Source organism: Paraburkholderia agricolaris, assembly GCF_009455635.1.
In the GTDB taxonomy this organism is placed as follows: Bacteria; Pseudomonadota; Gammaproteobacteria; order Burkholderiales; family Burkholderiaceae; genus Paraburkholderia; species Paraburkholderia agricolaris.
In genome coordinates this window covers 1,084,455-1,108,883 of the sequence record NZ_QPER01000002.1, presented here as the reverse complement: position 1 = coordinate 1,108,883, position 24,429 = coordinate 1,084,455, and the positions used below count along the sequence as shown (strand labels likewise).

General features: G+C 61.9%; 19 protein-coding genes and 2 pseudogenes. 8 read left to right on the top strand and 13 right to left on the bottom strand.

Going from position 1 to position 24,429, the window contains the following annotated elements; genetic code table 11:
• Positions 1 to 123 precede the first annotated feature (123 nt).
• From GH665_RS26375 to GH665_RS26340, 8 genes and pseudogenes are all read right to left on the bottom strand, one after another.
• Positions 124 to 1,020, bottom strand: a pseudogene (locus GH665_RS26375) (glycosyltransferase family 2 protein); the annotation flags it as partial.
• A gap of 10 nt (positions 1,021 to 1,030) precedes the next feature.
• Complete coding sequence (locus GH665_RS26370; RefSeq protein WP_408271456.1) at positions 1,031 to 2,623, bottom strand: DHA2 family efflux MFS transporter permease subunit; 1,593 nt, start codon at positions 2,621 to 2,623, stop codon at positions 1,031 to 1,033.
• On the bottom strand, positions 2,620 to 3,960 hold the full coding sequence (locus GH665_RS26365) for a glycosyltransferase (RefSeq protein WP_153140202.1): 1,341 nt from the start codon (positions 3,958 to 3,960) through the stop codon (positions 2,620 to 2,622). Before GH665_RS26365 ends, GH665_RS26370 begins: the two co-directional genes overlap by 4 nt.
• Positions 3,961 to 3,969: 9 nt before the next feature.
• Positions 3,970 to 4,539: a methyltransferase family protein gene (locus GH665_RS26360; RefSeq protein ID WP_153140201.1), complete on the bottom strand. Its 570-nt coding sequence runs from the start codon at positions 4,537 to 4,539 to the stop codon at positions 3,970 to 3,972.
• Between the two features lie 137 nt (positions 4,540 to 4,676).
• Positions 4,677 to 5,516, bottom strand: a pseudogene (locus tag GH665_RS26355) (alpha/beta fold hydrolase); the annotation flags it as partial.
• 644 nt (positions 5,517 to 6,160) lie between these two features.
• Positions 6,161 to 6,646, bottom strand: a complete 486-nt coding sequence (locus GH665_RS26350; RefSeq protein ID WP_144193638.1) for a hypothetical protein — start codon at positions 6,644 to 6,646, stop codon at positions 6,161 to 6,163.
• 22 nt (positions 6,647 to 6,668) lie between these two features.
• Positions 6,669 to 7,481, bottom strand: a complete 813-nt coding sequence (locus GH665_RS26345; RefSeq protein ID WP_153140199.1) for an H-NS histone family protein — start codon at positions 7,479 to 7,481, stop codon at positions 6,669 to 6,671.
• A 179-nt stretch (positions 7,482 to 7,660) separates the two neighbouring features.
• Positions 7,661 to 7,999: a hypothetical protein gene (locus tag GH665_RS26340; protein WP_153140198.1), complete on the bottom strand. Its 339-nt coding sequence runs from the start codon at positions 7,997 to 7,999 to the stop codon at positions 7,661 to 7,663.
• A gap of 264 nt (positions 8,000 to 8,263) precedes the next feature.
• Here GH665_RS26340 and GH665_RS26335 point away from each other — a divergent pair, with 264 nt between their 5' ends.
• Positions 8,264 to 8,578, top strand: coding sequence for a hypothetical protein (locus tag GH665_RS26335; RefSeq protein WP_153140197.1), 315 nt, complete (start codon positions 8,264 to 8,266; stop codon positions 8,576 to 8,578).
• A gap of 48 nt (positions 8,579 to 8,626) precedes the next feature.
• Here the strand turns inward: GH665_RS26335 and GH665_RS26330 are convergent, their stop codons facing one another.
• The 3 genes from GH665_RS26330 to GH665_RS26320 all read right to left on the bottom strand — a co-directional run bounded on the left by GH665_RS26330 (position 8,627) and on the right by GH665_RS26320 (position 11,105).
• Entirely contained in the window at positions 8,627 to 9,700 is a 1,074-nt protein-coding gene (locus GH665_RS26330; RefSeq protein ID WP_153142308.1) for a DUF6765 family protein, read from the bottom strand.
• A 405-nt stretch (positions 9,701 to 10,105) separates the two neighbouring features.
• Entirely contained in the window at positions 10,106 to 10,453 is a 348-nt protein-coding gene (locus GH665_RS26325; protein WP_174771789.1) for an FKBP-type peptidyl-prolyl cis-trans isomerase, read from the bottom strand.
• A gap of 127 nt (positions 10,454 to 10,580) precedes the next feature.
• Complete coding sequence (locus GH665_RS26320; RefSeq protein WP_153140195.1) at positions 10,581 to 11,105, bottom strand: MarR family winged helix-turn-helix transcriptional regulator; 525 nt, start codon at positions 11,103 to 11,105, stop codon at positions 10,581 to 10,583.
• 213 nt (positions 11,106 to 11,318) lie between these two features.
• Here GH665_RS26320 and GH665_RS26315 point away from each other — a divergent pair, with 213 nt between their 5' ends.
• From GH665_RS26315 to GH665_RS26290, 6 genes are all read left to right on the top strand, one after another.
• Complete coding sequence (locus GH665_RS26315) at positions 11,319 to 12,890, top strand: sulfatase-like hydrolase/transferase (RefSeq protein WP_153140194.1); 1,572 nt, start codon at positions 11,319 to 11,321, stop codon at positions 12,888 to 12,890.
• 138 nt (positions 12,891 to 13,028) lie between these two features.
• Positions 13,029 to 14,363, top strand: a complete 1,335-nt coding sequence (locus tag GH665_RS26310) for an MFS transporter (protein ID WP_153140193.1) — start codon at positions 13,029 to 13,031, stop codon at positions 14,361 to 14,363.
• Positions 14,364 to 14,646: 283 nt separating this feature from the next.
• Positions 14,647 to 16,113, top strand: coding sequence for a hypothetical protein (locus tag GH665_RS39480; RefSeq protein WP_153140192.1), 1,467 nt, complete (start codon positions 14,647 to 14,649; stop codon positions 16,111 to 16,113).
• 979 nt (positions 16,114 to 17,092) lie between these two features.
• Complete coding sequence (locus GH665_RS26300) at positions 17,093 to 17,854, top strand: 3-oxoacyl-ACP reductase (RefSeq protein ID WP_153140191.1); 762 nt, start codon at positions 17,093 to 17,095, stop codon at positions 17,852 to 17,854.
• 373 nt (positions 17,855 to 18,227) lie between these two features.
• The gene (locus GH665_RS26295; protein ID WP_153140190.1) at positions 18,228 to 19,616 is read left to right on the top strand and encodes an FAD-binding oxidoreductase; all 1,389 of its coding nucleotides are present in this window, start codon (positions 18,228 to 18,230) and stop codon (positions 19,614 to 19,616) included.
• Positions 19,617 to 19,854: 238 nt separating this feature from the next.
• On the top strand, positions 19,855 to 20,445 hold the full coding sequence (locus GH665_RS26290; protein WP_153140189.1) for a BPSL1445 family SYLF domain-containing lipoprotein: 591 nt from the start codon (positions 19,855 to 19,857) through the stop codon (positions 20,443 to 20,445).
• Between the two features lie 80 nt (positions 20,446 to 20,525).
• Here the strand turns inward: GH665_RS26290 and GH665_RS26285 are convergent, their stop codons facing one another.
• Complete coding sequence (locus GH665_RS26285) at positions 20,526 to 22,085, bottom strand: methyl-accepting chemotaxis protein (protein WP_153140188.1); 1,560 nt, start codon at positions 22,083 to 22,085, stop codon at positions 20,526 to 20,528.
• 117 nt (positions 22,086 to 22,202) lie between these two features.
• Positions 22,203 to 22,742 (bottom strand): YbaK/EbsC family protein, encoded by a 540-nt coding sequence (locus GH665_RS26280; protein WP_153142307.1) that lies wholly within the window; start codon positions 22,740 to 22,742, stop codon positions 22,203 to 22,205.
• A 217-nt stretch (positions 22,743 to 22,959) separates the two neighbouring features.
• Here GH665_RS26280 and GH665_RS26275 point away from each other — a divergent pair, with 217 nt between their 5' ends.
• A complete protein-coding gene (locus tag GH665_RS26275; RefSeq protein WP_153140187.1) occupies positions 22,960 to 24,273 on the top strand; it encodes a YihY/virulence factor BrkB family protein in 1,314 nt (437 codons plus the stop codon).
• The last annotated feature ends 156 nt before the right edge of the window (positions 24,274 to 24,429 follow it).

The window sequence follows — 24,429 nt, the reverse complement described above, 5'->3', positions numbered from 1 at the left end:
ACGAGGTACTGCACGAGCTACCGTGCGCGCTCCCGGTTCTGGCGTGCTCATCCCGCCGGCCATCGCGGGGTCAGCCACAGCAGCTACGTTAGCCGCCCTGGCAACGTTGGCCGCAAGTCGCGGACGCGTCCGTTCAAGCGGCCCCATTCGCCCGAAGAATCCATCGAAAACACCCTGCGCAATCGCTTTGAGCTTTGCTGCCTTATGCTTCTCCAGCAGCAGGATTTGCACGATTTGCCAGAGCGTCAGCACGTTCGGCACGATCGCCACCGGCAAACGTAATCCATATTGCAGCGCCAGCTGCATTGCGTTTCGCGCGCTGTAATAGCGGCGGAAACCGGGATGATTCATCGTCGTCAATTCCAGCGGACCCAGTTTGTGACGGCTCCGCGAGCCAATCCGATGCAGCAGCACGAGCGACGGCACGACATACACAGGCACATTACGCAGCAGCGCGCGCAAGCAGTACTCGGTGTCGACATGATCGATGAACAGCGCTTCGTCGAAGCGGCCAAGCCGCGCGAACGCCTCGCGAGACACGACGCAGCCGGACGAAATCAGAAAGGCGCAGCGCTGCAACGGCACGTCGGCTTGTATCGCCAATCTTTCGACCGCCAGCCCGCTCGTCGCGAGCTCGGGCAGGAAGCGCTGATCGTTCTCATCGAAGATACGCGGGCCGGCCAGGAATGCCCGGCCGCTCATTGAGGCGCACCGCTCGCGCATCACCGTGAAGTAGTCGGCAGGCGCCTCCGAATCCTGGTCGAACAGCGCGACCGCTTCCACACCCGAGTCGAACAGCGTACTCAAGCCGCAATTGAAGGCGCCCGCAATGCCATTGCGATTACCGTGATGCTGCAACGCGACGCCCGCCTCCCCCAGCATGATCGCGGCGCGCGCGTCCGGCAAAGGCGAGTTGTCGACCACCAGCAGACGATCGCACCTTTCGCGCATCGCCACCGCGCGTGCGAGTTGCGCTTCGCTCGGATGAAACAGGATGATCAATGCGCCCAGGATCGTCATTGGAAGTTCCTCAGTGACCTAAAGCCATTGCCGCACCGCGCTTTGGACGCGTGAGCCACATCATCGCGGCAAGCACGAGGCAGGTGACGCTTGCCATGTAGAACATGTCGCCGGTCGCCATCATGTACGCCTGTTGCTGCACGACGTGATGCAAGGTGGCGAGTTCGCGCGCGCCGTCGATACCCATGCCGTGCAGGCTCTGAACAAAGCGCTGCGTGTTGCCGGACGATTTCGTCACCGACTGTGCGACGACGTCGTAGTGATACAGCGCGCGGTTATCCCATAGCGTGACGCTCATTGCCGTGCCGAACGCCGCCGATAGCGTGCGCAGGAAATTCGACAGGCTGGAGGCCGCCGCGAGCTTGTCGTCGGACACGCGCGAGAGCGTCGCCGCGGTCAACGGAATGAAGAAGCACGGCAAGCCGATTCCCTGGATCAGACCCGGCGTGATGATCTGCGTGAAGGTCATGGTCAGCGTGAAATGCGCATCCCACCACAGCACGCCCGCAAACACGAGAAAGCCGAAAGTCGCCAGCACGCGTGCGTCGAAACGGGCTGCATAGATGCCGACCAGAATCGAGAACACCAGCGCGAGCACGCCGAGTGGCGCAGTGGCAAGTCCGGCCTGATATGCGGTGTAACCCATCACGGCCTGCAGCCAGAGCGGAAAGATCACGCCGACCACCGAAAAGCTCATCATGCCAAGCGCGATAATCAGCACGCAAAACGAGAACGTACGGTCGCGGAACAGGCTTAAATCGATCACAGGATGCCGTTCGCCGGCCTCCCAGATCAACAGCGACACGATCGCCAAACCGGCGACGATCGCGAGCGTCAGGATCAGCGGCGAATCGAACCAGCCGCGATCATGCCCAAGATCCAGCACCATCTGCAGCGAGCCCACACCGACCACCAGCAGAAGAATGCCGGGCAAATCGATCGGCGCCGCCTTGGCAGCCGGCGCGTCGGGGCGCAGCATCGTCATGCACACTGCAAACGAGAAGATACCGATCGGCAGATTGATCAGGAAGATCCACGGCCACGAAAAATTGTCGATGATCCAGCCGCCCACCACCGGGCCGAAAATCGGCGCAAGCAGTACGGTCATCGCCCATAGCGCGAGTGCCACAACGCGCTTGTCCGGGGGAAAGGTGCGCAGCAGGATCGTTTGGGAAAGCGGCACCATCGGCCCGGAGAAAAGCCCCTGCAAAGCGCGGCATACCACCAGAAGATGAAAATCGCCGGCCACGCCGCACAACAGCGACGTCAGCGTGAAGAGCACCACCGCGCCGAGAAACAGCCGCGTTTCGCCGAGCCGGCGCGAGAGCCAGCCCGTCAACGGTACGGCGATGGCTGCGGCCACGGAGTACGAACTGATTACCCACGTGCCCTGGCTGTTGGACACGCCGAGGCCGCCGGAAATCGCCGGCACCGCGACGTTTGTTACCGTCGAATCCAGGACTTCGATGAAGGTGGCCAGCGACAACGCGAACGTCAGCAAGGCGAGTTGCGCGCCGCGCATGCGAGGTACGCTGTGCTCGCCAGCGGAGTCCGGGCCAGGGCCATGCCCCGTATCCGCCGGCAACGGCGTAGCGGCGCTCATACGCTATGTCCGATGGCGGCCAGCGCCGGCGAAGTCGTGCGACCGACAGTTTGCTCGCGCACGGCGGCCGGCATGAACGCTTCGATATAGCGCGCGGCGGTCTCGCAGCCGTCCGGCGACGCCGCGAGGCGGTCCTGCACGCGTCCGCACTGGGTCGCGATCGACGGGCTGCCAAGCACTTGCCTCAAGGCACGAACGAGCGCCTGCGGTTGCAGCGGCCTGTCCAGCCGAATGCCGCATCCACTCACGACGACGCGCTGTGCGTTATCGAACTGATCGTGCGCGAACGGTGTGACCACCTGCGGAATACCGGCGGCATACGCCAGCGCAGCAGTGCCGATGCCGCCGTGATGCACGAGCGCACGGCAGCGTGGTAACAGCGTCTGCAGCGGCACGTAACGCCGCTTGAGCAACGCGCCCGGCGCGTCTGCACACACATCGGCCTCAATAGCAGCCGCATCGGTTTTGGGCGCATCCGGTGTCAGAAGAATGCCGCGCAGCCCACCTTCCCTCAACGCCGCGCTCACGGCATTTGCATAGCGTTCCTGATCGATCAGCGTCGAGCCTGCTGTGAAAACCACAGGCCGCTCGCCCGTAGCAAGAAAAGCGTCGAGTTGCGGATCGGGCGCGGTCGCGCTCGTGTCGTTGAACAGCGGAAAACCGCTAAGGCAGCGCGGTGCCGGCCAATCCGGTTGCGCTTGCGCGAACCAGTCCGGAAACAGGCACAGCACACCGTCGGTCGAATGCAGCCACTCGCCGAAAATGCGCCGCACCGGCGCGGGCCCCAGTTCCGCGCGCAACCCATTCAATGCGGGGCCGCAGATCTTGTCGAGCACCTGTCGCTCGATTAGCCGCAGCAGCGCCGTTTTTACAGCCAACGGCAAGCCACGCGGAATCGTCAGACGCGGGTGGGTGGGCGGCGCATGCGCGGACAGCAGGGTCGACGGCGACACCTGTACCGACACGAACGGCACACGATACAGTTCCTGCATCAGCCGTGCGGAAAAAGCCCATAACGTGCCGACCAGCACCGTGTTGCTATCGGTCAACGCGGCCAGCGTGTCGAAATGCGGTCGCAATGTTGGTGCGATCACCGCCCATAACGTCCGGAACGACGTACGCGGATGCCATAGCGCCGGGTTCGCCATCGCCGCTTCATATTCAGCGGCGGTGCCGATGGGCACGAAAGCAAAGCCCTGGCGCGCGGCAGCTTCTGCGAACGGAGGATGCGTGCAAAAGACGATCTCATGGCCGCGCGCGGCCAGCGCCGCACCGATGCCGAGCAACGGATGCACGTCGCCCGCCGAGCCGATCGCGGTAATGATGACTTTCGCCATTCGGGCAGCTCAGAAGAGACCGGGAATCAGCGCGGCGACGTCGCGGCGATACTGCGAATACGCACGGCCGAAGTGACCGGTCAGCCAGCTCTCCTCGACCCGCACCTTGTACGCCAGCGATGCGAAAATCAGCAATAGCCCGACCACGCCACGCCATTGCGCGCCGATCAGCACGGCCCCCAGAAGGGCCAGCAGGCAGCCCGTATAGATCGGATGACGAACCAGCCCATAAGGCCCGCTACGCACCAGTTCATGCCCTTCCTTCAGCGTGACCGACACGCTCCAGTTGGTGCCGAGATGCAGCCGCGCCCACACGGAAAAAGCAAGACCGGCCAGGAGCACGGCGAAGCCGGCCAGCTGGAGCGGCCCGATTGCATGCAGATCGACGGACAACGCCGCTGCGGTGAAGTCCGGCAACACGATCAACGCGCCGCCGCCAATCAGCGGAATCGACTGCAACGTGCGCGACAGCGATGCCTCCTTGCGCGCGGTCTGTTTGACCCGGTTCGACGTCGCGACCCAATACAGCAGCCACAGCGCCCACGGTACGACAATGGCAATGCTCTGAGCGATATTCACGGTAGTTCGACCTGTTGGAACGAGTGATCGGCGGTCGTCTGCAAGGCGACGTTTGCGATGTTTGCAATAGCGGGTTGCGGCACCGGCATCACGGGTGAGCGCGCGCCAAACGCGTCGAAGCGCTCGAGCGCGCGGCCTGCCGCCTGTGCCGGCGGGGCGCCGAAGTAATCGAAAATCGCTGTCCTGACCTGGCGTAGCGCGGCTCGTCCTTCGAGATCGAGAAAGTGCCCGGCCTGCTCGATCGTGAGAAACTCGGCGCGCTTCAGATGCGCGCTGAGCGAGCGGGCATCCTCAGGCGTGGTGTAGTTGTCGAGCTCGCCGTTGAGGAACTTCAATCCGCACTCGATGTTGCGAAACTCGTGCAGATAATCCTCCGGACGAATAGCCAGAATCTGGTCGACGTGAAACGCCACCTGGTCCTGCTCGTCGCGTGGGAGCGTGGAAAGATAGCGGTAGTTGTAGAGCTTCATGATGCGCGGCAGATGCTGGCCAACCGTATCGTTGAGCAGCTGCGCGGCCTTCAGATTTTCGCCGGCGGCGATGTGGTCGCGTGCCGCGGTCACATACGCGGTCATCGCCTCGTTGAGCCGCGGCGAGAACGACGCAATCACCGCGCGCCTCACGCTGGTGCGCGCGCGAGAGAGCGCAAGCAGCGACGCCACCCCGCCCCACGACACCGACAACAGGAAACCCGGCTCGAATAAGCCTATTAGATGCAACAGAATGTCGACTTCATCGTCTTTTGTAAGAACGAAGTCACACACGTTATGCGTTTTCGATTGACCTGCATAAGGTAAATCGAAACAAATTGGGTTATAGCGTTCACCGAGGTATTTGATTGTCTGCCCGAACGACGCTGTGGTAGCCAACGCGCCGTTGATCAGAATGACACTCTCGAAGGCCGGATCGAATACGTGACGTTCAACGTAGACTTTCAGGCCCGCCGGTAGCGGAACAAGGAGTTTTTCGATGGGCATGGCGTATTCGCATGCACTTGCGCAAGCAGGTGCGTACCGATACCGCGCCCGCACTCGCGGACGCCTTGCGGCCGTACTACCGGGGATCAGGCCCATGCGATCTGCCTTTGCGCCGGCAAATCCGATCCGCGACGACCGCTGCTGCACCGAAAGCATGCATCACTCGATGTGATGTATGCCGACTCTCCCTGGCGCGCGCCTGAACTCCGGCGCGCTTCAATCGAGCGTTCGATGCCTCGTAATATATTTATATGTAATTCGGAAAAGCCTGCTTCAATCTGTACCGCATGCCATCCGTTGACGCCAGTCTGCATTCACTGCGTGAAGACTTCATGTCAATATACGATGACGGAAAGCTTTTTAACATACTTCAAAAATAAAAGCTAAAAAAAGTCATTGGGCATATGTTCGAAATCCGCAGAAAAATGTAATTGAAAGGAATCAGCGTTGCGTTGCGCGGAGCCATTGCGCCATGGCTGCATATTGAACGACAGGACATGTACCGGAACAGCCCGCATGCTGCGCGAGCGTGCGCAGCATGCGGGCTTGCACGCGTTCGGTAGCAGGACGTTGGTGTTGCCCTGGCGTCAGAACAGGATTGGGGACAAGCGGTTATACCGGCGCGCACTCGCCACCGACAGACACTACCGGACCAGCGAGAATGCTTCCCGGCTGGCAATCTCACCCGCGCCGTACACGCCAACCACCGTATAGTCGGACGCCACGCATTCGAACGTCGCGCCCTGAAACGTGATGACAAAGTGGCGTTGCACAGGACCGGGCGAAGTGACGGCCGAAATCTCGGCGGCCAGCGACGAATTCATCACTTCGTGAACCGAGTAGCTACTGAGCCCAGGCGAAGCAAGCGGATGGATCTCGAGATCGGCGTCGCCAGGCGGCCCAAGCCGATGAAACACGGCATCGGGAAATAGCACGGTACAAAATGGATCGTCGTCGGAATCGAATGGTCCGAACCGTTCGAAGTCGGACTCGGCAATGGGATAAGCCAGAATCACCCGACGATCGCTGGAAACAATGAATGGTTCGGCAGCGTCGACTGCAGGCTGAGGAACAGAGTCCAGCAGGACGACATAGTCTTCCTGCTGGGGTGAATCGAGCGTGCTGGTCATCTACTTCAGGACTCCGTTGCGCTCACGCGCCGGCTTGCACCGTCGAGGTTTGCGGCGCCGCGGCAACAACCCGCTTCGCACCGGCTTTGGCTTTGCTGCCGGTCTTACGACCCGGTGTTTTCCTTGCAGCGGCGGTTTTCTTCACAGCAGCCTTCTTTGCCACGGCTTTTTTCGCAGCAGGCCTGCCGGCGCCTTTCTTTGCCGCAGTCTTTTTAGCCGCTGCGGTGCTCTTCTTTGCAGCCGCTTTGGACGCCACGGCCTTTTTCGCCGTCACGCCTTTCTTCGCGGCGACATTGCGGGTCGCGGCAGCGCCGTCGATCAGAAACTGGGTTCGGTCTTTAACCGTTGCGAGCCACGCCGGTGCCGGACCGCGTCCGCTCCAGGTGGCGCCCGTTTTCGGATTGAGATACTTGGGTGGCTGAGCACCTTTAGGCTGGCCTTTTCTTCCGGCTTTGGCGTGAGTGACCGCGGCCTTTGCCGCGGACTTCAGTTCGCCGGCACCTTCAATCAGAAATTGGGTCCGGTCTTTCACTGCGGCAATCCATGCCGGTGCGCGCCCGTGGCCTGTCCAGGTCGCGCCGGTTTTATGGTCGCGATACTTCGCAATCGACTTGCCTGCAACGCTTTTTGCCTTACCACCTGCAGCACGTCCATTCAGGGCGAGCGCGGCGCGCCTCGCCTTTGCCTTTGCTTCGATATCCGCAGTAGTCAGGCCGTGCTTGAGCATCAGGTCGCGAATCTGGTCGACCGCGGCTTGTGCTTTCCTGGCGATAAGCACGTCGGCTTGTGCCTGCAGCTTCTTCAGCTTTGCCTGGATTTGCTCTAACGTGGGCATTTGATCGCTCCTTATGTGGTAATCGATCGAACTATGCCATGAATAGCGTCAGAAAGGCAGATCTATGCCGCTATAAAGGCAACAGACTCACACGAGAATGCATACCGTGGAGTACGAACCTTTCGAGTTCACTACTAGAGAACCGCATTCTTTAGCTATTCCGATTGCCGGCGAACTACCTAAGTCGGAGTAAAAACAACAACCTGGCGATCGGCTATGTACCGCACACTGCGCATGAACCGGTACTGCTGATCGTCCGCGGTTATCCGGTTGAGTCCCAACTGCGTCAATGCCAGCATCTCGTCGGCCTGAAAGGCAGCCACTACGCCGTGATCCGTCAACTCCTCCAGCGTGCCGGACGGATTGCCAATATAGACACTGCGCACCTGCGTGCCGATCCGCATCAGAACCACACTCTCGCCTTCATCGAGCGCCAGTTCGAGATAGCCGGCAAGCGTTCGTAATGAATCCGGCGTGCAGGCCTGGGCCTGGTAGATCGCAGCATTCGATGGCGTCATTTCTGTTTCCCCATCACCCGCATAAAGAGAAGCCGGCCGCTGTGCAATGCGGCAATAACTGCTTCTACTATAGGCAAGCATTCGGAGATTCAAAGGGTGGCCATTCTTTTTTTTAGCCGGTAACCCCGCGTTACCAATCTCGCAGCGCTGTTTCACCTGTGTCTGGCCCCCCCCTTCTACACTCCGAACCGTATTCAGAAGCAAAGCAATGACGGTTCGGCAGTAGTCGGATGCATCGCACCTGAATGTGCAAGGAGAAGGAAAATGAACAAGAAGATCGTTGGCGCGGCACTTGGCCTGGCCTTTCTCGCGGCATCGTCGATAGCATCGGCACATGTGGACATAGCCGTCGGAGTCGGCATTCCGGTCGGCGTAGTTGCACCGCCGCCCATTTATGCCGCACCGCCAGTCGCCTATGGTCCGGCTCCGGTCACGGTTGCCTACGATGGTTATGGTGGCTATGGCGACTGGCGCGCACGCGAGTGGCGTGAACGCCGCGAATGGCGTGAACATGAATGGCGCCGCGAGCAATGGCGCGAGCACGAATGGCATGAACGCGGCCGCTGGGGCGGCTATTGAAATAGCGCGCTAACGCGCCATTTCCGAAGAACTCGTAGCCTGGACTGTTCACGCGATCCGCAGTCCGCACGCCGGCAGAATCTCCTGCGTCGTCACGAAGCGGTGCTCCTTGACCGCGTCGTGAAAGCGCCGGTAATCACTGTTCTCAAAGACGTCGCTCCACCGGGGCCGATCCCCGCTGTCGTCGTCGGACTGCAAACCGGTAGCTTTGTATTTCCAGGAGCCGACTCCCTTGGGCACGTACTCAGGAATCGATTCTGACAGGCCGGGAATCGCACCCGTTTTTACCGCTTCGCAAAGGGTCTGCAGGCGCTTATTGTCGTCCGGGTTCCGATTGGTGTCGAGAAGCATGGTAAGTGCGGCTCGGACATCTTCCGGCAAACCGGCGTGGTTTTCGAAATCTTCGCGCCCCGCCACGTAGGCACGTACCGCGCGGCAAGTCATCTCGGCCGCCTGCATGAACTCAGGCAGATTGTGCCTTTTGACGCGCATATTTCTGCCGTCGGTGTAATGCCATTTCGCCCACGGCTGGTCGGGATAATGCAAGGCCGCGCCGTGACCGACAGGCAGTGCAAGCGTGAGTACATCTTCCTCGATGTGCTCGACCAGATGCTGCGTGGCGCGTTTCAGACGGGCAAACCAGCCTTCCGGCGTGCAATCTTCTGCCTCCAGCATATGGACACGGTTCGTCGGACTTTCGATTCCGGCGAAGCCCTGGTGGGCCCACGTATCGACGTAGGTGTGAAGCGTCACACCGAGACGATGCAAAGCCGTATCGGCGCCTCGTTGCCGGATCGCCCGGCGCACCACTTCGCGGGCCACGGCGCTATCCGGCCGGCACACCGCTTTGTCTTCGAGCGTTTCCCCGACACCGGCGGGCAGAAAGTGAAATGGTGCCCATACCAGCCGGTTCTGGTCATTTTCTGTGTTGGTATAGTCAAATAGTTTGTGCGCGGTGGCGAAGCGCTCGAAAGTTTCACCGCCCGAAAAACGCAGTATTCCTGACGTGGTCGCGTCGTCGACGTACTGACACGCATGCGCCACCGTAATTGCCTCCTCGGCTGCCATTCCGCCGATACGTGCAGCGATATAGACGACCCCGTAGTGAAAATCGATGTTCATAAAAGGCGCTCCCGACGCGCAACGAACGATGGCCAGAGATTCCGGAATGCGCAAGGCGGCGGTTGCAGCGCGGCGCACGAATAGAACGTAAACGACCGAATGCAATAGAACTTTAAAAGAAAACAATGTCGCCGGCACTCAACGAAACTCGTAGGCCGCGCCGACGTCACACATGCTCTGATTGCGTGTGCCGTGCTGCGTAACTGGACAACCAGTCGCAGTGCGAATCGGCACGCTGTGTCACATTGCCTCTCATTCGAACCTTCGGGCCGCAAGCACGCCAATGCAAGCAGATACGGCAATGAAAGCCAATGAGCGAAAAGCAGCGACGAATGCAGTGCCCCAAAAGAAAAACCCCGCTTCGATCTCCGAAGCGGGGTTTTTCCTGGTGCGCATCGCGCCGTATTACTTGACGATACCGACGAGTTCGACTTCAAATGTCAGGTCGCTATTCGCCGGAATCACACCGACGCTGCGCTCGCCATAAGCCGTGGCCGCCGGGCAGGTCAGCTTGGCCTTCTCGCCGACTTTCATTTTCTGCACGCCTTGCGTCCAGCACGGAATCACGCGATTGAGCGGGAAGGTTGCCGGGCCGCCATGCTTCGCCGAGCTGTCGAACTCGGTGCCGTTGGCGAGCGTGCCGCGATAGTTGACCTTCACAACGTCGTCAGCGGCCGGTTGCGGACCCGTGCCCTGCGTGAGATGTTCAACGATCACGCCGGAAGGCAATTTTTCAGTGGTGGCAGCGGCCATCGCCGTGGAAGAAAGAACAGCCGCGGCGACCAGAGCAACGATAGATTTCAAAGCAAGTCTCCAGGTGGGTAGTGCGCGTCATTGTAGCGGATCACCTGTTGCGGCCGAGGTGATCGCAGGCGCAGGTTTATTCGACGTCTTCGTTCAATAATGGAATCGCCCCAGAAATCGACCCAGGCAGCGACCCGCTTCTGGCGATTTCGCGTTGCGTCAGTTGCGCGGCTTGCTGCTCCATCCGCTTGAGCAAGCCGTCGAGTAAATGCGCTTCTTCATTGCTCAGGCAGGCCGCGAACTCGGCGTTATAGCGTTGCCCGCTCACGCGCGCCTGTTCGTAGGCGAGACGGCCGGCTTCGGTGAGCGTGAGCACGGTCAGCCGCTTGTTCTGCGGCAGGCGCGTTTTCGCAATCAACCCTTTCTTCACCATATTGGCGACACAGCGGCTCGCCACCACCATGTCGAGCGCGGCCGATTCGGCAAGCCGGGACAGACTCGCGTCGGGGTACTTGCCGACGAACGCGAGAATGCGCCAGTCGCGCCGGCTAATACCAAGTTCCCGACGGAACATCAGCCCGACGCCCTGGGTTGCCACGCGCGCCAGGTTATGAAGCCGGTAGAGCAGAAATTCGTCGATGTGCTCGGGATGCTTCAGCACAGGTGTTGATTGAGGGTCGGTCGCAGACACGGTGAGCGTAAGTCTAACAAGGGGTTGACGGCCATTATGACGCGCTTTCGCGGCAACGGCCCCGGCGTATTGTGCACTTGCACATATATTTGATTAGGTCAATCGTCGGATTCGTTTCTAGCATCGAGGCTTCTCCCCGGTTTCTCCTATTTCAGGCCGCAAGGCCGCAGACGGTGCTTATAGATGGCGGATACCCGCAACGTTCTCTTCATCATGTGCGACCAGCTTCGCCGCGATCACCTCGGCTGCTACGGACATCCCTACCTGCAAACCCGTCATATCGACGCGCTGGCCGCGCGCGGCGTGCGTTTCGACAACGCGTTCGTCAGCTCCGGCGTGTGCGGTCCGTCACGCATGTCGTATTACACCGGCCGCACGATGAGCAGTCACGGCGCCAACTGGAACCGGGTGCCGCTCTCGATCGGGGAAATGACGCTCGGCGAATACCTGCGTCTGAATGGCCGCTCGCTCGCGCTGGCCGGCAAGACGCACGTGATGGCTGACGGCAACGGCATGCAGCGGCTCGACATCGCGCGCCAGAGTCCGCTCGGACTGCGCCTCTCGACTGGCTCGTTCGACGAACTCGACCGCTACGACGGTCACCACGAACCCGGCAAGGAGAGCGGCTATCCGGCCTTTTTGCGTGCACACGGCTACGTCAGCGACAAACCGTGGAGCGACTTCGCAATCAGTGTGGAAGACGACAGCGGCGCGGTGCATTCCGGCTGGAAAATGCGCAACGTGCGCTGGCCGGCGCGGGTGGCCGAGCCGCATTCCGAAACGGCCTACATGACGGATCAGGCGATCCGCTACATCGAGCAGCAGGGCGACACGCCGTGGGCCTTGCATTTGTCGTACGTAAAGCCGCACTGGCCCTATGTCGCGCCGCGGCCCTATCACGACCTGTATTCGCTCGATCAATGTCTGCCGCTCGCGCGCAAGCCCGCCGAACTCGACAATGCCCACCCCGTGGTCGCGGCGTATCGCACTCACGAAGAGAGCGCCAATTTCGCGCGTGAAGAAGTGTCGAACACCGTACGGCCGGTTTACCAAGGTCTGATCCAGCAGATCGACGATCATCTCGGCCGGCTGTGGGATACGCTCGAACGACTCGGCCGCTGGCAAGACACGTTGATCGTCTTTACCGCCGATCATGGCGACTTCCTCGGCGATCATTGGCTCGGCGAAAAGGAACTGTTCTATGACACCGTGCAGCGCGTGCCGATGATCGTCTACGATCCGTCGACGCGTGCCGACGCTACTCGCGGTAGTGCCGAAACGCGCTTCGTATCGGGCATCGACGTGGTGCCGACGGTACTCGACGCGCTCGGCCTGCCGGCCTATGAAGAGCGCATCGAAGGACACTCGGTTCTGGCACTCACGCGCGGCGAAACGGAGCATGCCGAAGGCTGGCGCGATTACGTGGTCTCCGAACTCGACTATAGTTTCCGCCGCACACGTCTCGCACTGGGACGCAAGCCCGATGAATGCCGCGGCTGGATGGTGCGCGACACACGCTGGAAGTACATACACTGGCAAGGATATCGCCCGCAGCTCTTCGATCTGGCGAACGATCCTGACGAATACATCGATCTCGGCGCCGATGCGAGTCACGCCCCCATCCGCGCGCAAATGCATGCGAAGCTCGCCGACTGGTACGGCTCGTTGAAACAGCGCGTCACGATCGATAACCCGACGGTCGAGAGCAAGACGGACACGCACAAGGACTGGGGGGTCTTTTTCGGCGAGTGGTAGTACGGGCAATGGGCACGAAAGTACGCGAATGCGGCCTTGATGAAAACTTCAGATAGCGCCCCAGGCGCAGATTGACTCAGCGTCACACGAATAAATCATAGGCGCCCGGCACAACATACCGGGCCGCAAGGAGACACCATGCAGCGCTCGCCAGCACTGACGCCCGACGACGCGATCTATCGCAAGATCGCGCGGCGCATCGTGCCGTTTCTATTCATCTGCTATGTGGTCAATTTCATCGACCGCGTCAACATCGGTTTTGCAAAACTGCAGTTCCTGCAGGATCTGAAACTCGACGACGCTGTATTCGGCTTCGCGGCGGGAATGTTCTTCGTCGGCTACCTGCTGTTCGAGTTGCCGAGCAATCTGCTGCTGGATCGTATCGGCGTGCGCAAGACGCTCTTGCGGATCATGGTGCTGTGGGGTCTTCTGACCGTGCTGCTGATGTTCGTCAGGAGCGCGAGCATGCTGTATCTGCTGCGTTTCCTGCTGGGTGCCGCCGAAGCCGGCTTCTTTCCCGGCATCATTCTTTATCTGACGTACTGGTTTCCCGATCGGCAACGCGGACGCATCACGAGCCTGTTCATTATGGCCGTGCCGTTGGCGGGCATCATCGGCGGCCCCCTGTCAGGCTGGATCATGGGGCATTTCCACGACATGCTCGGCTTGCGCGGCTGGCAGTGGCTATTCCTGATCGAAGGGGTGCCGGCTATCGTACTCGGCGTAATGGCGATGCTCTATCTGGACGATCGCCCAATGCACGCAAAATGGCTGAGCGACGCGGAAAAGGCCCACATCACCGCCGCGCTCGAGACGGATCGACAGCAGCGCGGCGCGCACCATGCGCCGCCCACGCGGCTCTCCGACGTGTTGCGCAACCCGCGAATCTATCTGCTCTCGGCGATCTATTTCTGCGTGTTCATGGGGCTCAATGCAGTCGGCTTCTGGATTCCGACGCTGTTGCGGCACGTCGGCGTGCAACAGATCGGCAATATCGGCTGGTTGAGCGGCGCGATTTCGGTTTGCACGGCAATCGGTATCGTGGTGATCGGACGCAGCTCGGATCGTCACGCCGAACGGCGCTGGCATGTGGCGTGCTGCGGCTTTGCGGTGGCCGGCAGTTTTCTGCTGCTGCCGCTCGCCGCCCACAGCGTGCCCTTCACCGTCGCCCTGCTGGTGGTCGCGTCGACCTGCATCTACGCAACGCTAAGCATTTTCTGGACGATTCCCACCGCGTATCTGGATGGCGGCGCAGCCGCGGCCGGTATTGCGACGATCACTGCGATCGGCGCGATTGGCGGTGCGGTGAGCCCTTCATTGGTCGGCATGCTGAAGGCCGAAACCGGCAGCGTCTACGCGGGCTTTACCGTCATCGCGGCGCTCCTGATTGCCGGTATGGTTGCACTGCTGCGGGCCGTGCCCGCGCCACATCGCGATGCGGTAGGTACAGTGGGGCCGGTTGTGTTGAAGTAGGCGGGCGCAGGTTCGGGTTCGGCTAACTCTGTCGTTCAGACGACGCACCGCGCATCCGTTCCCCGCGTCGTTGCCGTCAGCCTTGAAGTCCGCAAACATCGTTTCGCGCTCACGGATATCGGTGTCTTGCATCTGGAATTGGTGGGCGTGAGGGTGAGCGGATATGTGGCTGTCCGCTCGTGTGATCCCCCTGGACGTCAGCGCGGGAAGTCGATTGCCGGCCGCCGCGCGCTGAGAAACGTCCGCTGGGTCAGTGGCCGTGGCCGCCGCCGTAACCGCCGCCATGGCCACCGCTGCCGCCGCTGCTGCCTTTGCCGCCGTTGCCGCCGTTGCCGCCGTTGCCGCCGTTGCCGCGGCCACCAGCGCCATGGCCACCGTCACCGCGACCGCCATCGCCGTGGCCACCATCGCCGTGGCCACCATCACCGCGACCACCGTCGCCGTGGCCGCCGTCACCGTGGCCGCCGTCACCGTGGCCGCCATCGCCGCGACCACCAGCGCCATGACCGCCATCGCCGTGGCCGCCATCACCGTGGCCGCCATCGCCGTGACCACCATCGCCGTGGCCGCCGTCACCGTGGCCACCATCACCATGGCCGCCATCACCATGGCCGCCATCGCCATGACCGCCATCGCCGTGGCCGCCATCGCCGCGACCACCAGCGCCATGGCCACCGTCACCGCGACCGCCATCGCCATCGCCATGGCCGCCATCACCGCGACCACCGTCACCGTGACCGCCATCGCCGTGGCCGCCATCGCCGCGACCACCAGCGCCATGGCCACCGTCACCGTGGCCACCATCACCATGGCCGCCATCGCCGTGACCACCATCACCGTGACCGCCATCGCCATGGCCGCCATCACCGTGACCACCATCGCCATGGCCGCCATCGCCGCGGCCGCCGTCGCCATGGCCGCCATCACCGTGACCACCATCACCGTGACCACCATCGCCATGGCCGCCATCGCCGCGGCCGCCGTCGCCATGACCGCCATCGCCATGACCGCCGTCACCGTGACCACCATCGCCATGACCGCCGTCACCGTGACCACCATCGCCATGACCGCCATCACCGTGACCGCCATCACCGTGGCCACCATCGCCGTGACCACCATCGCCGTGACCACCATCGCCATGACCGCCATCGCCATGACCGCCGTCACCGTGACCACCATCGCCATGACCGCCGTCACCGTGACCACCATCGCCATGACCGCCATCGCCGTGGCCGCCATCACCGTGGCCACCATCGCCGTGACCACCATCGCCGTGACCACCATCGCCGTGGCCGCCGTCACCGTTGCCGCCTGTTCCGCCGCTACCTGTCCCACCGCTGCCCGTCCCACCACCACCCGTTCCACCACTACCCGTCCCACCGCCACCCGTCCCACCACCACCCGTCCCACCACCACCCGTCCCACCACCACCCGTCCCACCACCACCCGTTCCACCACTACCCGTCCCACCACCACCCGCCCCACCACCACCCGCCCCACCACCACCCGTCCCACCACTACCTGTCCCACCACTACCTGTCCCACCACTACCTGTCCCACCACTACCTGTCCCACCACTACCTGTCCCACCACTACCCGTCCCACCACTACCCGCTCCCCCCTTCCCGCCATTTCCACCGCTCCCCGCACTCCCGGCACCCAGTCCGGCCGAATCCGAAGTCGACCCGTTCGCGGAACCGCCAGCGCCCACGCCAGTCGACGCAGTTCCGCTGCCATTGCTGTTCTGTGAGCCCGAAGACGACGTCGCCCCCAAACCCCCTGCCGCTGCCACGCCAGCCCCACCGGCCGCGCGCGACCCGCCGTCTTCCTGTTTGCAACCAGCCGCGTCAAATAGCGAACAACTGATCGGCAACGCTTGCGCAACCATCAGGTTTGTCGAATTTGCCGACGGCGCCGCAGATGTCGCCGGACTCGTTTGAGCACCCGCCATGGCCGCATAAAGACTCACCGCAACCGCCAACACCGCTTTGCTTGTCCCCAACGCCCGTGCTTCCCCGTTTTGCTTTTTCATTTCAGTCTCCTAAACATCTATTTGGAAAGACAGATCCAGATAACGATTGAATCTCTGCTCGCTGTTAAAAAATGAAACTTCAAAGCCCGGTCGGTATTGCCGCGCGACGCCCGAAAACCGCCTGACGCCCGACATCTCTCACGGAGAATCCCGGCCCGATTCACTCCGATCCGGGATAAACGACACGCTGTGCGCGAACAAATCCTTGGAAATGGCACAGCAGGGCCCGATGGACGTTGAAGTTATGCGCAGCGCCCTGCAGTGACCGTGCGCTAGACCACGCAATGCGATATAGATGACCTGTTTCCGATTAATTGCGTACCGCCACTGTCAAAGATCGTTAACTCCTATCCGTAGCGCTGTAATTTTTTAAAATATGCAGTCCAAACTATTATTCTCGATTTAACGAAATAACCACTTCCTCAGATGAATCAAACAGCAGTTTCCAGGTAGCGAAGTGGAGCGTGATGCGAACAAATAAGTGTTTGTCCGGACACAAAGGAGAATTTGCAAAGACCAAAATGCGGGCAATCACACAGACAGCACAAATCAGACGCGCGATGCGTCCCAGCGCACATATAAATCGCCGCCTCCGCATAAGTACCGTCTCTATCCCCGCACCCTCCCACCAGGCAAGCGGGAAAACCGGATCGGCGACAATAGGAAGACCGCAACTTCATCGACCACAGGAAACGAAATGCTTTTATCCGAACAATGGGTGCTGGTAACGGGCGGTGCCCGCGGACTCGGCGCCGCGATCACACGTGCACTGGTACGCGAAGGCGCGAGCGTCGTGGTGAATTACCACCAGAGCGAAAAGTTGGCTCATGCGCTCAAAGACGAACTCGGCGACCGTGTCCTGCCGATCCAGGCGGACGTGACCGATGCAGCCGCCGTCGCGCGCCTGTTCGAAGCGGCGCAGACTCAAACGGGCAAGCCCGTGGTATCGGTGGTCAACAACGCGCTGGCCGACTTTCAGTTCGACGGCGACGCTCGCCCCAAAATCGACTCGATCGACTGGACGCGCTTCCAGCAGCAACTGGACGGTTCACTCAAGGGCGCACTCAATACGATGCAAGCAGCAACCGCGAGCATGCGTTCGCGCGGATTTGGCCGCATCGTCAACGTCGGCACCAACCTGTTCCAGAACCCCGTCGTGCCCTATCACGATTACACAGCGGCCAAGGCGGCACTGCTGTCGCTCACGCGCACCGCCGCTCACGATCTCGGTCCGGACGGCATCACGGTAAATATGGTGTCGGGCGGCCTGCTACGCATCACCGACGCGAGCGCGGCCACGCCCGAATTCGTGTTCGATCTGATCGCCGGTTCAACGCCGCTACGGCGCGTCACATCGCCTGAAGAGTTCGCCGATGCCGTGCTGTTCTTCCTGTCGCCATGGGCACGCGCGGTCACCGGTCAGAATCTGATCGTGGACGGCGGCCTCGTGAAGGGTTAATCGCCGAGCAACGCCGGCAGCGCATCAGTGGGTGCGCTGTCACCCGGCGAAACGCAATCCTGCGGCGACAAAAGCGTTGCCGCGCAACTGCCGCCACCGCACACAATCCCCTCTCGCCTCACACCACCTTTTCCCGAAGCGTTTGCACCATCCAGCGCAGCGCCGGATATCGTGAATCGCGCCGCAATCCGCGAACACTTACCACGCGTGCCTTCGCGCGATGCCGAACGCAAACGCGGGTTTACCTTCGTTTGACATACGGGAGCAGGGCCGTTTACTGGACGTAACCCGAACCTGTCCAGACGCTTTCGATTTACTTTGTTCAGCTGAATTGTGTTCCGGGTGCGTCCCCTACTACGTGTGGAGGTGTGTCATGGTTAGCGTGTCCAGCAGCGCCGCAGAAGAGCTCAAAACTGCAATCCGAGGCGAACTGTTATTACCTGGCGACGCGGGTTTCGACGCGGCCCGCAGCATCTGGAATGCAATGATCGACCGGCATCCGGCAATGATCCTGCGCTGCGCCGGCGTGGCCGACGTACGCCGCGGTGTAGCGTTCGCGCGCGACCAGGGCCTGCCGCTCGCAGTGCACAGCGGCGGTCACAACATCGCCGGAACCGCGCTGTGCGACGACGGTCTCGTCATCGACCTGTCGCCGATGAAATCCGTCCAGATCGATCCGGTTGCGAAGCGCGCCTATGTGGAACCCGGTGCGACGCTGCGCGATTTCGACCACGAAGCCCAGGCGTTCGGGCTTGCCACGCCGCTTGGCATCAATTCGACCACCGGAGTGGCGGGCCTGACGCTCGGTGGCGGTTTCGGCTGGCTGAGCCGCAGATATGGCATGACCGTCGACAATCTGATTTCCGCGGACGTGGTGACTGCCGACGGCGAGCTGCTGCACGCAAGCGCCGATTCGAATGAAGATCTGTTTTGGGCGATTCGCGGTGGCGGCGGCAATTTCGGCGTCGTCACGCGCTTCGAGTTCGCACTCCATCCGGTCGGGCCGCTCGTCTATGGCGGCCTCGTCGTGCTGCCGCTCGATCAGGCAAAGCATGCCCTGCATCAGTACCGCGCCGCTGCGGAACACATGCCGGAGGAATTGAGTGTATGGGCCGTTTTGCGGCTCGCGCCGCCGCTGCCGTTCCTGCCGCCTGAAGTGCATGGCAAGCCGGTCATCGTATTCGCAATGTGCTACACCGGCCCGATCGAAAACGGCCCGTCCGTGGTGGAGAACGTGCGCGGCTTCGGCACGCCGGTGGGCGAACACCTTGGGCCGATGCCGTACGCGATGTGGCAGCAGGCGTTCGATCCGCTGCTCACACCGGGCGCTCGCAACTACTGGAAGTCGCACAACCTCGACGGCATACCGGACGGTCTCATCGACGCGCTGCTCGATGCGATCGGCACGCTGCCCTCGCCTCACTGCGAAATTTTCTTCGGGCAGATCGGCGCGCAAACGAGCCGGGTACCGGTCGAAGCCACGGCTTATTCGAGCCGCGATACGCAGTACGCCATGAACGTCCACGGCCGTTGGGACAACGCGGGCGATGACGAGCGCTGTATTGCCTGGGCAAGGGCCTTCTTCGATGCGGCCGCACCATTCGCGCTAGGCAGCGTGTACGTCAACTTCATGACGCAGGAGGAAGGCGCTCGGGTGGCTGACGCGTACGGGCCGAACTACGAACGCCTCGTCGCCGTGAAGCACCGTTACGACCCGCAGAACCTGTTCCGCCACAATCAGAATATCCGGCCGTCGGCGTAGCGATCGAGAAGGAGCGGCGTTGAGCGAAGTGAATCCGCGGGTGAACGTCGGCGCATCACCGCTGTCAGATACCCAAGCCGTGGCCGTCAGGCACGCAAAATGCTGATTAGCAGGCGTACGGGCTATCGGCATCGGGGCTGCCGGAGTCCGGGCTACCGACGGGCAGCCGGCGTCACAGCATTCACTGTCAATGTCAAATTAGAAACCGCCCCTTTCATCACGCACAAGGAGAACGATCATGCGCAGACGACAATTCATTATGACCACGAGCGCCGCTTTGGCTACAGCGGGCTTTGGCCTAGCCGGCTGCACGACCACGTCGTCATCCGCGAGCGGGTCGCCTTCGGCCAATGCCGCCAAGCGCGACACGATCGACTCAGGGGTCGATTCCACCTTGTCGCGTCTCTACGCGAACGCCACAGGCTCGCGCGAACTGGTCGCCAAAGCGCGCGGCGTGCTCGTGTTCCCATCAGTGATTTCGGCGGGCTTCTGGATCGGCGCGCAATACGGCGAAGGCGCGTTACGCGTGGCCGGCCGCACAACGGGCTACTACAGCACCGTCGCGGGCTCGTTCGGTTTGCAGATCGGCGCGCAGTCCAAGGCGCTCATCTTCCTGTTCATGACGCAAGATGCGCTCGACAAGTTCCTCGGCAGCCAGGGGTGGGCAGCCGGCGCCGATGCAACAGTCGCCGTGCTGAAAATCGGCGCCAACGGCGCGGTCGATACCTCAACCGCCACCAGCCCGGTCGAAGCTTTTGTGCTGACGAACGGTGGCCTGATGGCCGGCGTGTCGCTCGAAGGCACCAAGGTCTCGCGTCTGATCATCTGAGCCACGCTTGACAAACACAGCGTGCCAAACACAATCAGGCACCGTCACGCGGCCGTGCAAGCGCTCGCGTGACGCCTCGATCAGTGCCCTTCCGGCAGCGTGAACACCGCAATCGCCGCCGTCAGTTGACCGGTCTGCGCCTTCAGCACATCGGCCGAAGCACTCGCTTCTTCAACTAGCGCCGCGTTCTGCTGGGTCGTCTGGTCCATGCTAGCCACCGCGATATTGACCTGCTCGATGCCCGAACTTTGTTCGACCGACGCCGCACTGATCTCACCCATGATGTCGGTCACGCGGCGCACGGCGTGCACCACTTCCTGCATCGTTTCACCGGCACGGCCCACGTACTGCGAGCCGCCCTCGATCTGCGCCGCCGATTCCTCGATCAGGGTCTTGATCTCCTTGGCCGCCGCCGCGCTGCGCTGCGCGAGGCTGCGCACTTCTCCCGCCACCACGGCAAAGCCGCGGCCCTCTTCACCGGCGCGAGCCGCTTCGACGGCCGCGTTCAAAGCGAGAATATTGGTCTGAAAAGCAATGCCCTCAATCACGCCGATGATGTCACCAATGCGGTGCGACGACTGCGAGATCCCCCGCATCGTCTCGACCACCTGGCCGACCACTTCGCCGCCGCGCGCCGCTGTCTCGGACGCATTGTTTGCAAGCTGACTGGCCTGCTTCGCGTTGTCGGCATTCTGCTTCACAGTGGCCGTGATCTGCTCCATGCTCGAAGCGGTCTCGCCGAGTGCGCTCGCCTGCTGCTCCGTGCGACGCGACAGGTCCGCGTTGCCCGCTGCGATCTCGTTGGAAACAGTCGAGATCAAGGTCGCGCCGCTGCGAATCTGCGTGATCGCTTGTGCCAGACGATGCTGCATACGCTGCATCGCGGCCAGCAGGCTGACGTCGTCGCCAGGTTTCGTTTCGACGACCACGTCGAGGTCGCCATCGGCGATACGCGAAGCAATTTGCGCCGCGTAGGCCGGTTCACCGCCGAGTTGCCGCAAGATGCTGCGCAGGATCACACCGATCACGAGCGACACCAACAGGCACAAAATCAACGACGCGCCGACATACTGTGCGAGCGCGGTGTAGAACGCCGCGTCGATATCGTCGGTGAACACGCCGGTCACGATCGTCCAGTCCCACGGCTTGTAGAGCCGCACGTAATTGATTTTCGGCGCCATCTGATTGGAGCCCGGCTTCAGAAACTCCAGATGGATAAAGCCCTCGCCCTCGCGTTCGGCGAGATCGGAGCCGTCCTTGAATACATGACGGCCTTTCGGGTCCGTGAAGCCGCTCATGTCCTTGCCTTCGAGATCGGCCCGCACACCGTGCATCAGCACCCTGGCATGCGCGTCCTCGATCACCAGGTAGCCGCCGGCGCCGTCGTAGCGCATCGCACGCAGATCGGCCATGGCCGTGCGTTGCGCGTCGGCAAGCGACATCGTGCCGGCCGCGGCGAGGCCGTTATAACGATCCAGCACGCTGTAAGCAACACTCACGACACTTTTCAGTTCGGCCTGGCGGTCGGCGATCATCGTAGCGTGCGTTTTGAAAGCACCCCACAGGCCAATCGCCAGGATTCCCGTGCACATTACCGCCAGCGCAAGCCACAGCCGCACTTTCAGGCGAAAGCGTTCCATCTCCGTATTCCTTTGGACTTGTATTTGTATTCGACGCGCCGCGCGAGAGCGGGCACTTCAACTATTTATGTCAGTCTTTGGAATAACGGCCACGCGGGGGAAAACTTCAGCGTTTGTTCACTCGGCGGGCAGCGCCAGCGCGGCGACTTCGCAGCGCGGCCATTGCCGCAGCACGTCGGGCGCCAGCAGCAGCTTGGCTGCCCGCACCCCCGCTCCCATCACGATCTGGGCGCGCTCCATGACCGCGGCGTCGACGAGAATGCGCCAGTCGTCCGGCAAGCCAAACGCGGTAATGCCACCGAATTCCATTCCGCTATGCTCCACGGCGGCTTCCCTTTTGGCGAACGAAAGGCGTTGCGCGCCGAGTGCCGCCTTCACCGCCCCGTTGATGTCGAGGCGCAGCGAACCCAGCGAAACCAGCGCCGCATAATGTTCGGCGCCCTCCTTCTTGTAGCGGACCACGATCGTGTTGGCGCAATCTTCCAGGCCAAAGCCGTAGCGCGCGCTGAATTCGGCCGTGTCCGACGCGTCGTCGCTCACGGCAAATACGGTCACGCCCTGGGCCGGGAGATTTTCGACGACATGCGCCGGCAAATGCGCGCTCAATTGTTCCGCGGTAATGACGTCCAGCTGTTTGACGAGTTCGTGCGAGTGCATGGCGATAAAAAAAGTGAAGGTCCATCGGCATTCTAATGGCATGCGTGCTTGCGGCGTATCACGCCCAGGTGCATCCGGTGCTTGTTATAGTTAGTCACAGGCACACGGTTTGCGGGACGCGTCGATACGGCGAGGGCGGCGTCGATGCCACTTCACAGCAAATTCGCAGCAACTACATGGCGTATCCGGCGCCTGCATCCCATTGAGAAAAACGACCATGGACATCGACACGCTTTCCGCCGAGAACCTCCAGTCGGTGGCCCGCAAGCAGGCTAATTGGGCAATCGGCGCATTCAAACAGTTTGCCGAGGACCGCTGCGCGGCCATGGCCGCCAGCATCGCGTTCTATGCGGCGTTCTCGCTCGCGCCCACGCTGGTCATGGTGATCGCCGTGGCGGGCTGGTTCTTCGGCGCCGAAGCCGCGCGCGGTGAGTTGTTCAACCATATTCACGGCCTGCTCGGCGACCAGGCCGCGGCGGGCGTACAGACCATCGTCGAGAACGCTCATCACAGCGGCAGCGCCGGTGGCATCGCGGCGATCATTTCGTTCACGATGCTGGCGATCGGCGCCTCGGCAACCTTCTCGTCGCTCAATAGCGCACTCAATCTGGTGTGGCCCTATACCGGGCCGCGCTCGTCGAGCGTGATCGCACTGGTGCGCGTGCGCCTGATTTCGTTCGGCCTCGTGCTCGGCGTCGCGTTCCTGCTGATCGTCTCGCTGGTGCTCGACACGGTCATCACGTTCATCGGCAAATGGCTATGGGGCAACTCGCCGTATGTGGTGATCGGCAATCTGCTGCAACTCGGTGTCGGCTTGCTGGTGCTGGCCTTCGCCTTTGCCGGCCTGCTGAAGTTTCTGCCGGACGCCAAGGTGCGCTGGCTCGATGCGTTCGTCGGCGGGGTCGTAGCCGCCGTGCTGTTCTCGGCGGGCAAGAAGTTATTCGCGCTCTATATTGCACACGCCGGAATGGCGAGTTCGTTCGGCGCGGCAGGCTCGCTGGCCGTGCTGCTGATGTGGTTGTATTTCTCGGCCGTCGTGCTGCTGCTCGGCGCCGAGTTTTCGGCGGCGCGCGGGCGCATGCACGATCCGCGCGGTGGCTGGGGCATGCAGGACGAGTCGCCACCGGGCAGCCGCGCCAAGCTCGCTTCAGTACTGGCGGCCTCGACCGTATCGGCGGATGCCGTGCCGCACGCAAAAAGCCGCGAGGTTCATGCAGTCGCAGCGGCATCGGCCTCGACACCTGGCCACGCTACACCAGCTTCGGCCTCACCACGAATGCGAACGCGCAATCCGACTTCCGTGCGGGCGGCTGCGGTGAAGATCGGCCGCTCGGTCGTACTGGCCGAAGCCCAGGCGACACGCGTTGCCGCCGTCACGCTGACCAGCGCGGGCCGCACGGCCGTCGCGGCCGACCGCTATGTCCGGCGATATCCGTGGACTTCGGTGCTGTTTGCGGCGGCAGCCGGACTGGCGGCAGCAAGCTTGGCGCGCCGCACCGGCGACGAGAACGCGACCGCAGATGAGGACTGATGCGTGTCCGTCATGACCTCTGAGCGCAGCGGCCGTCCGGATCACAACGCATAAATTCTGTCCAGCGCGCCCGTCAAGCACAACGCAGTTCGACTTTTATATGGACGCTGAAAAACGGCCGGAACAGTTAGACGACTACATTACAACGGCCATTCA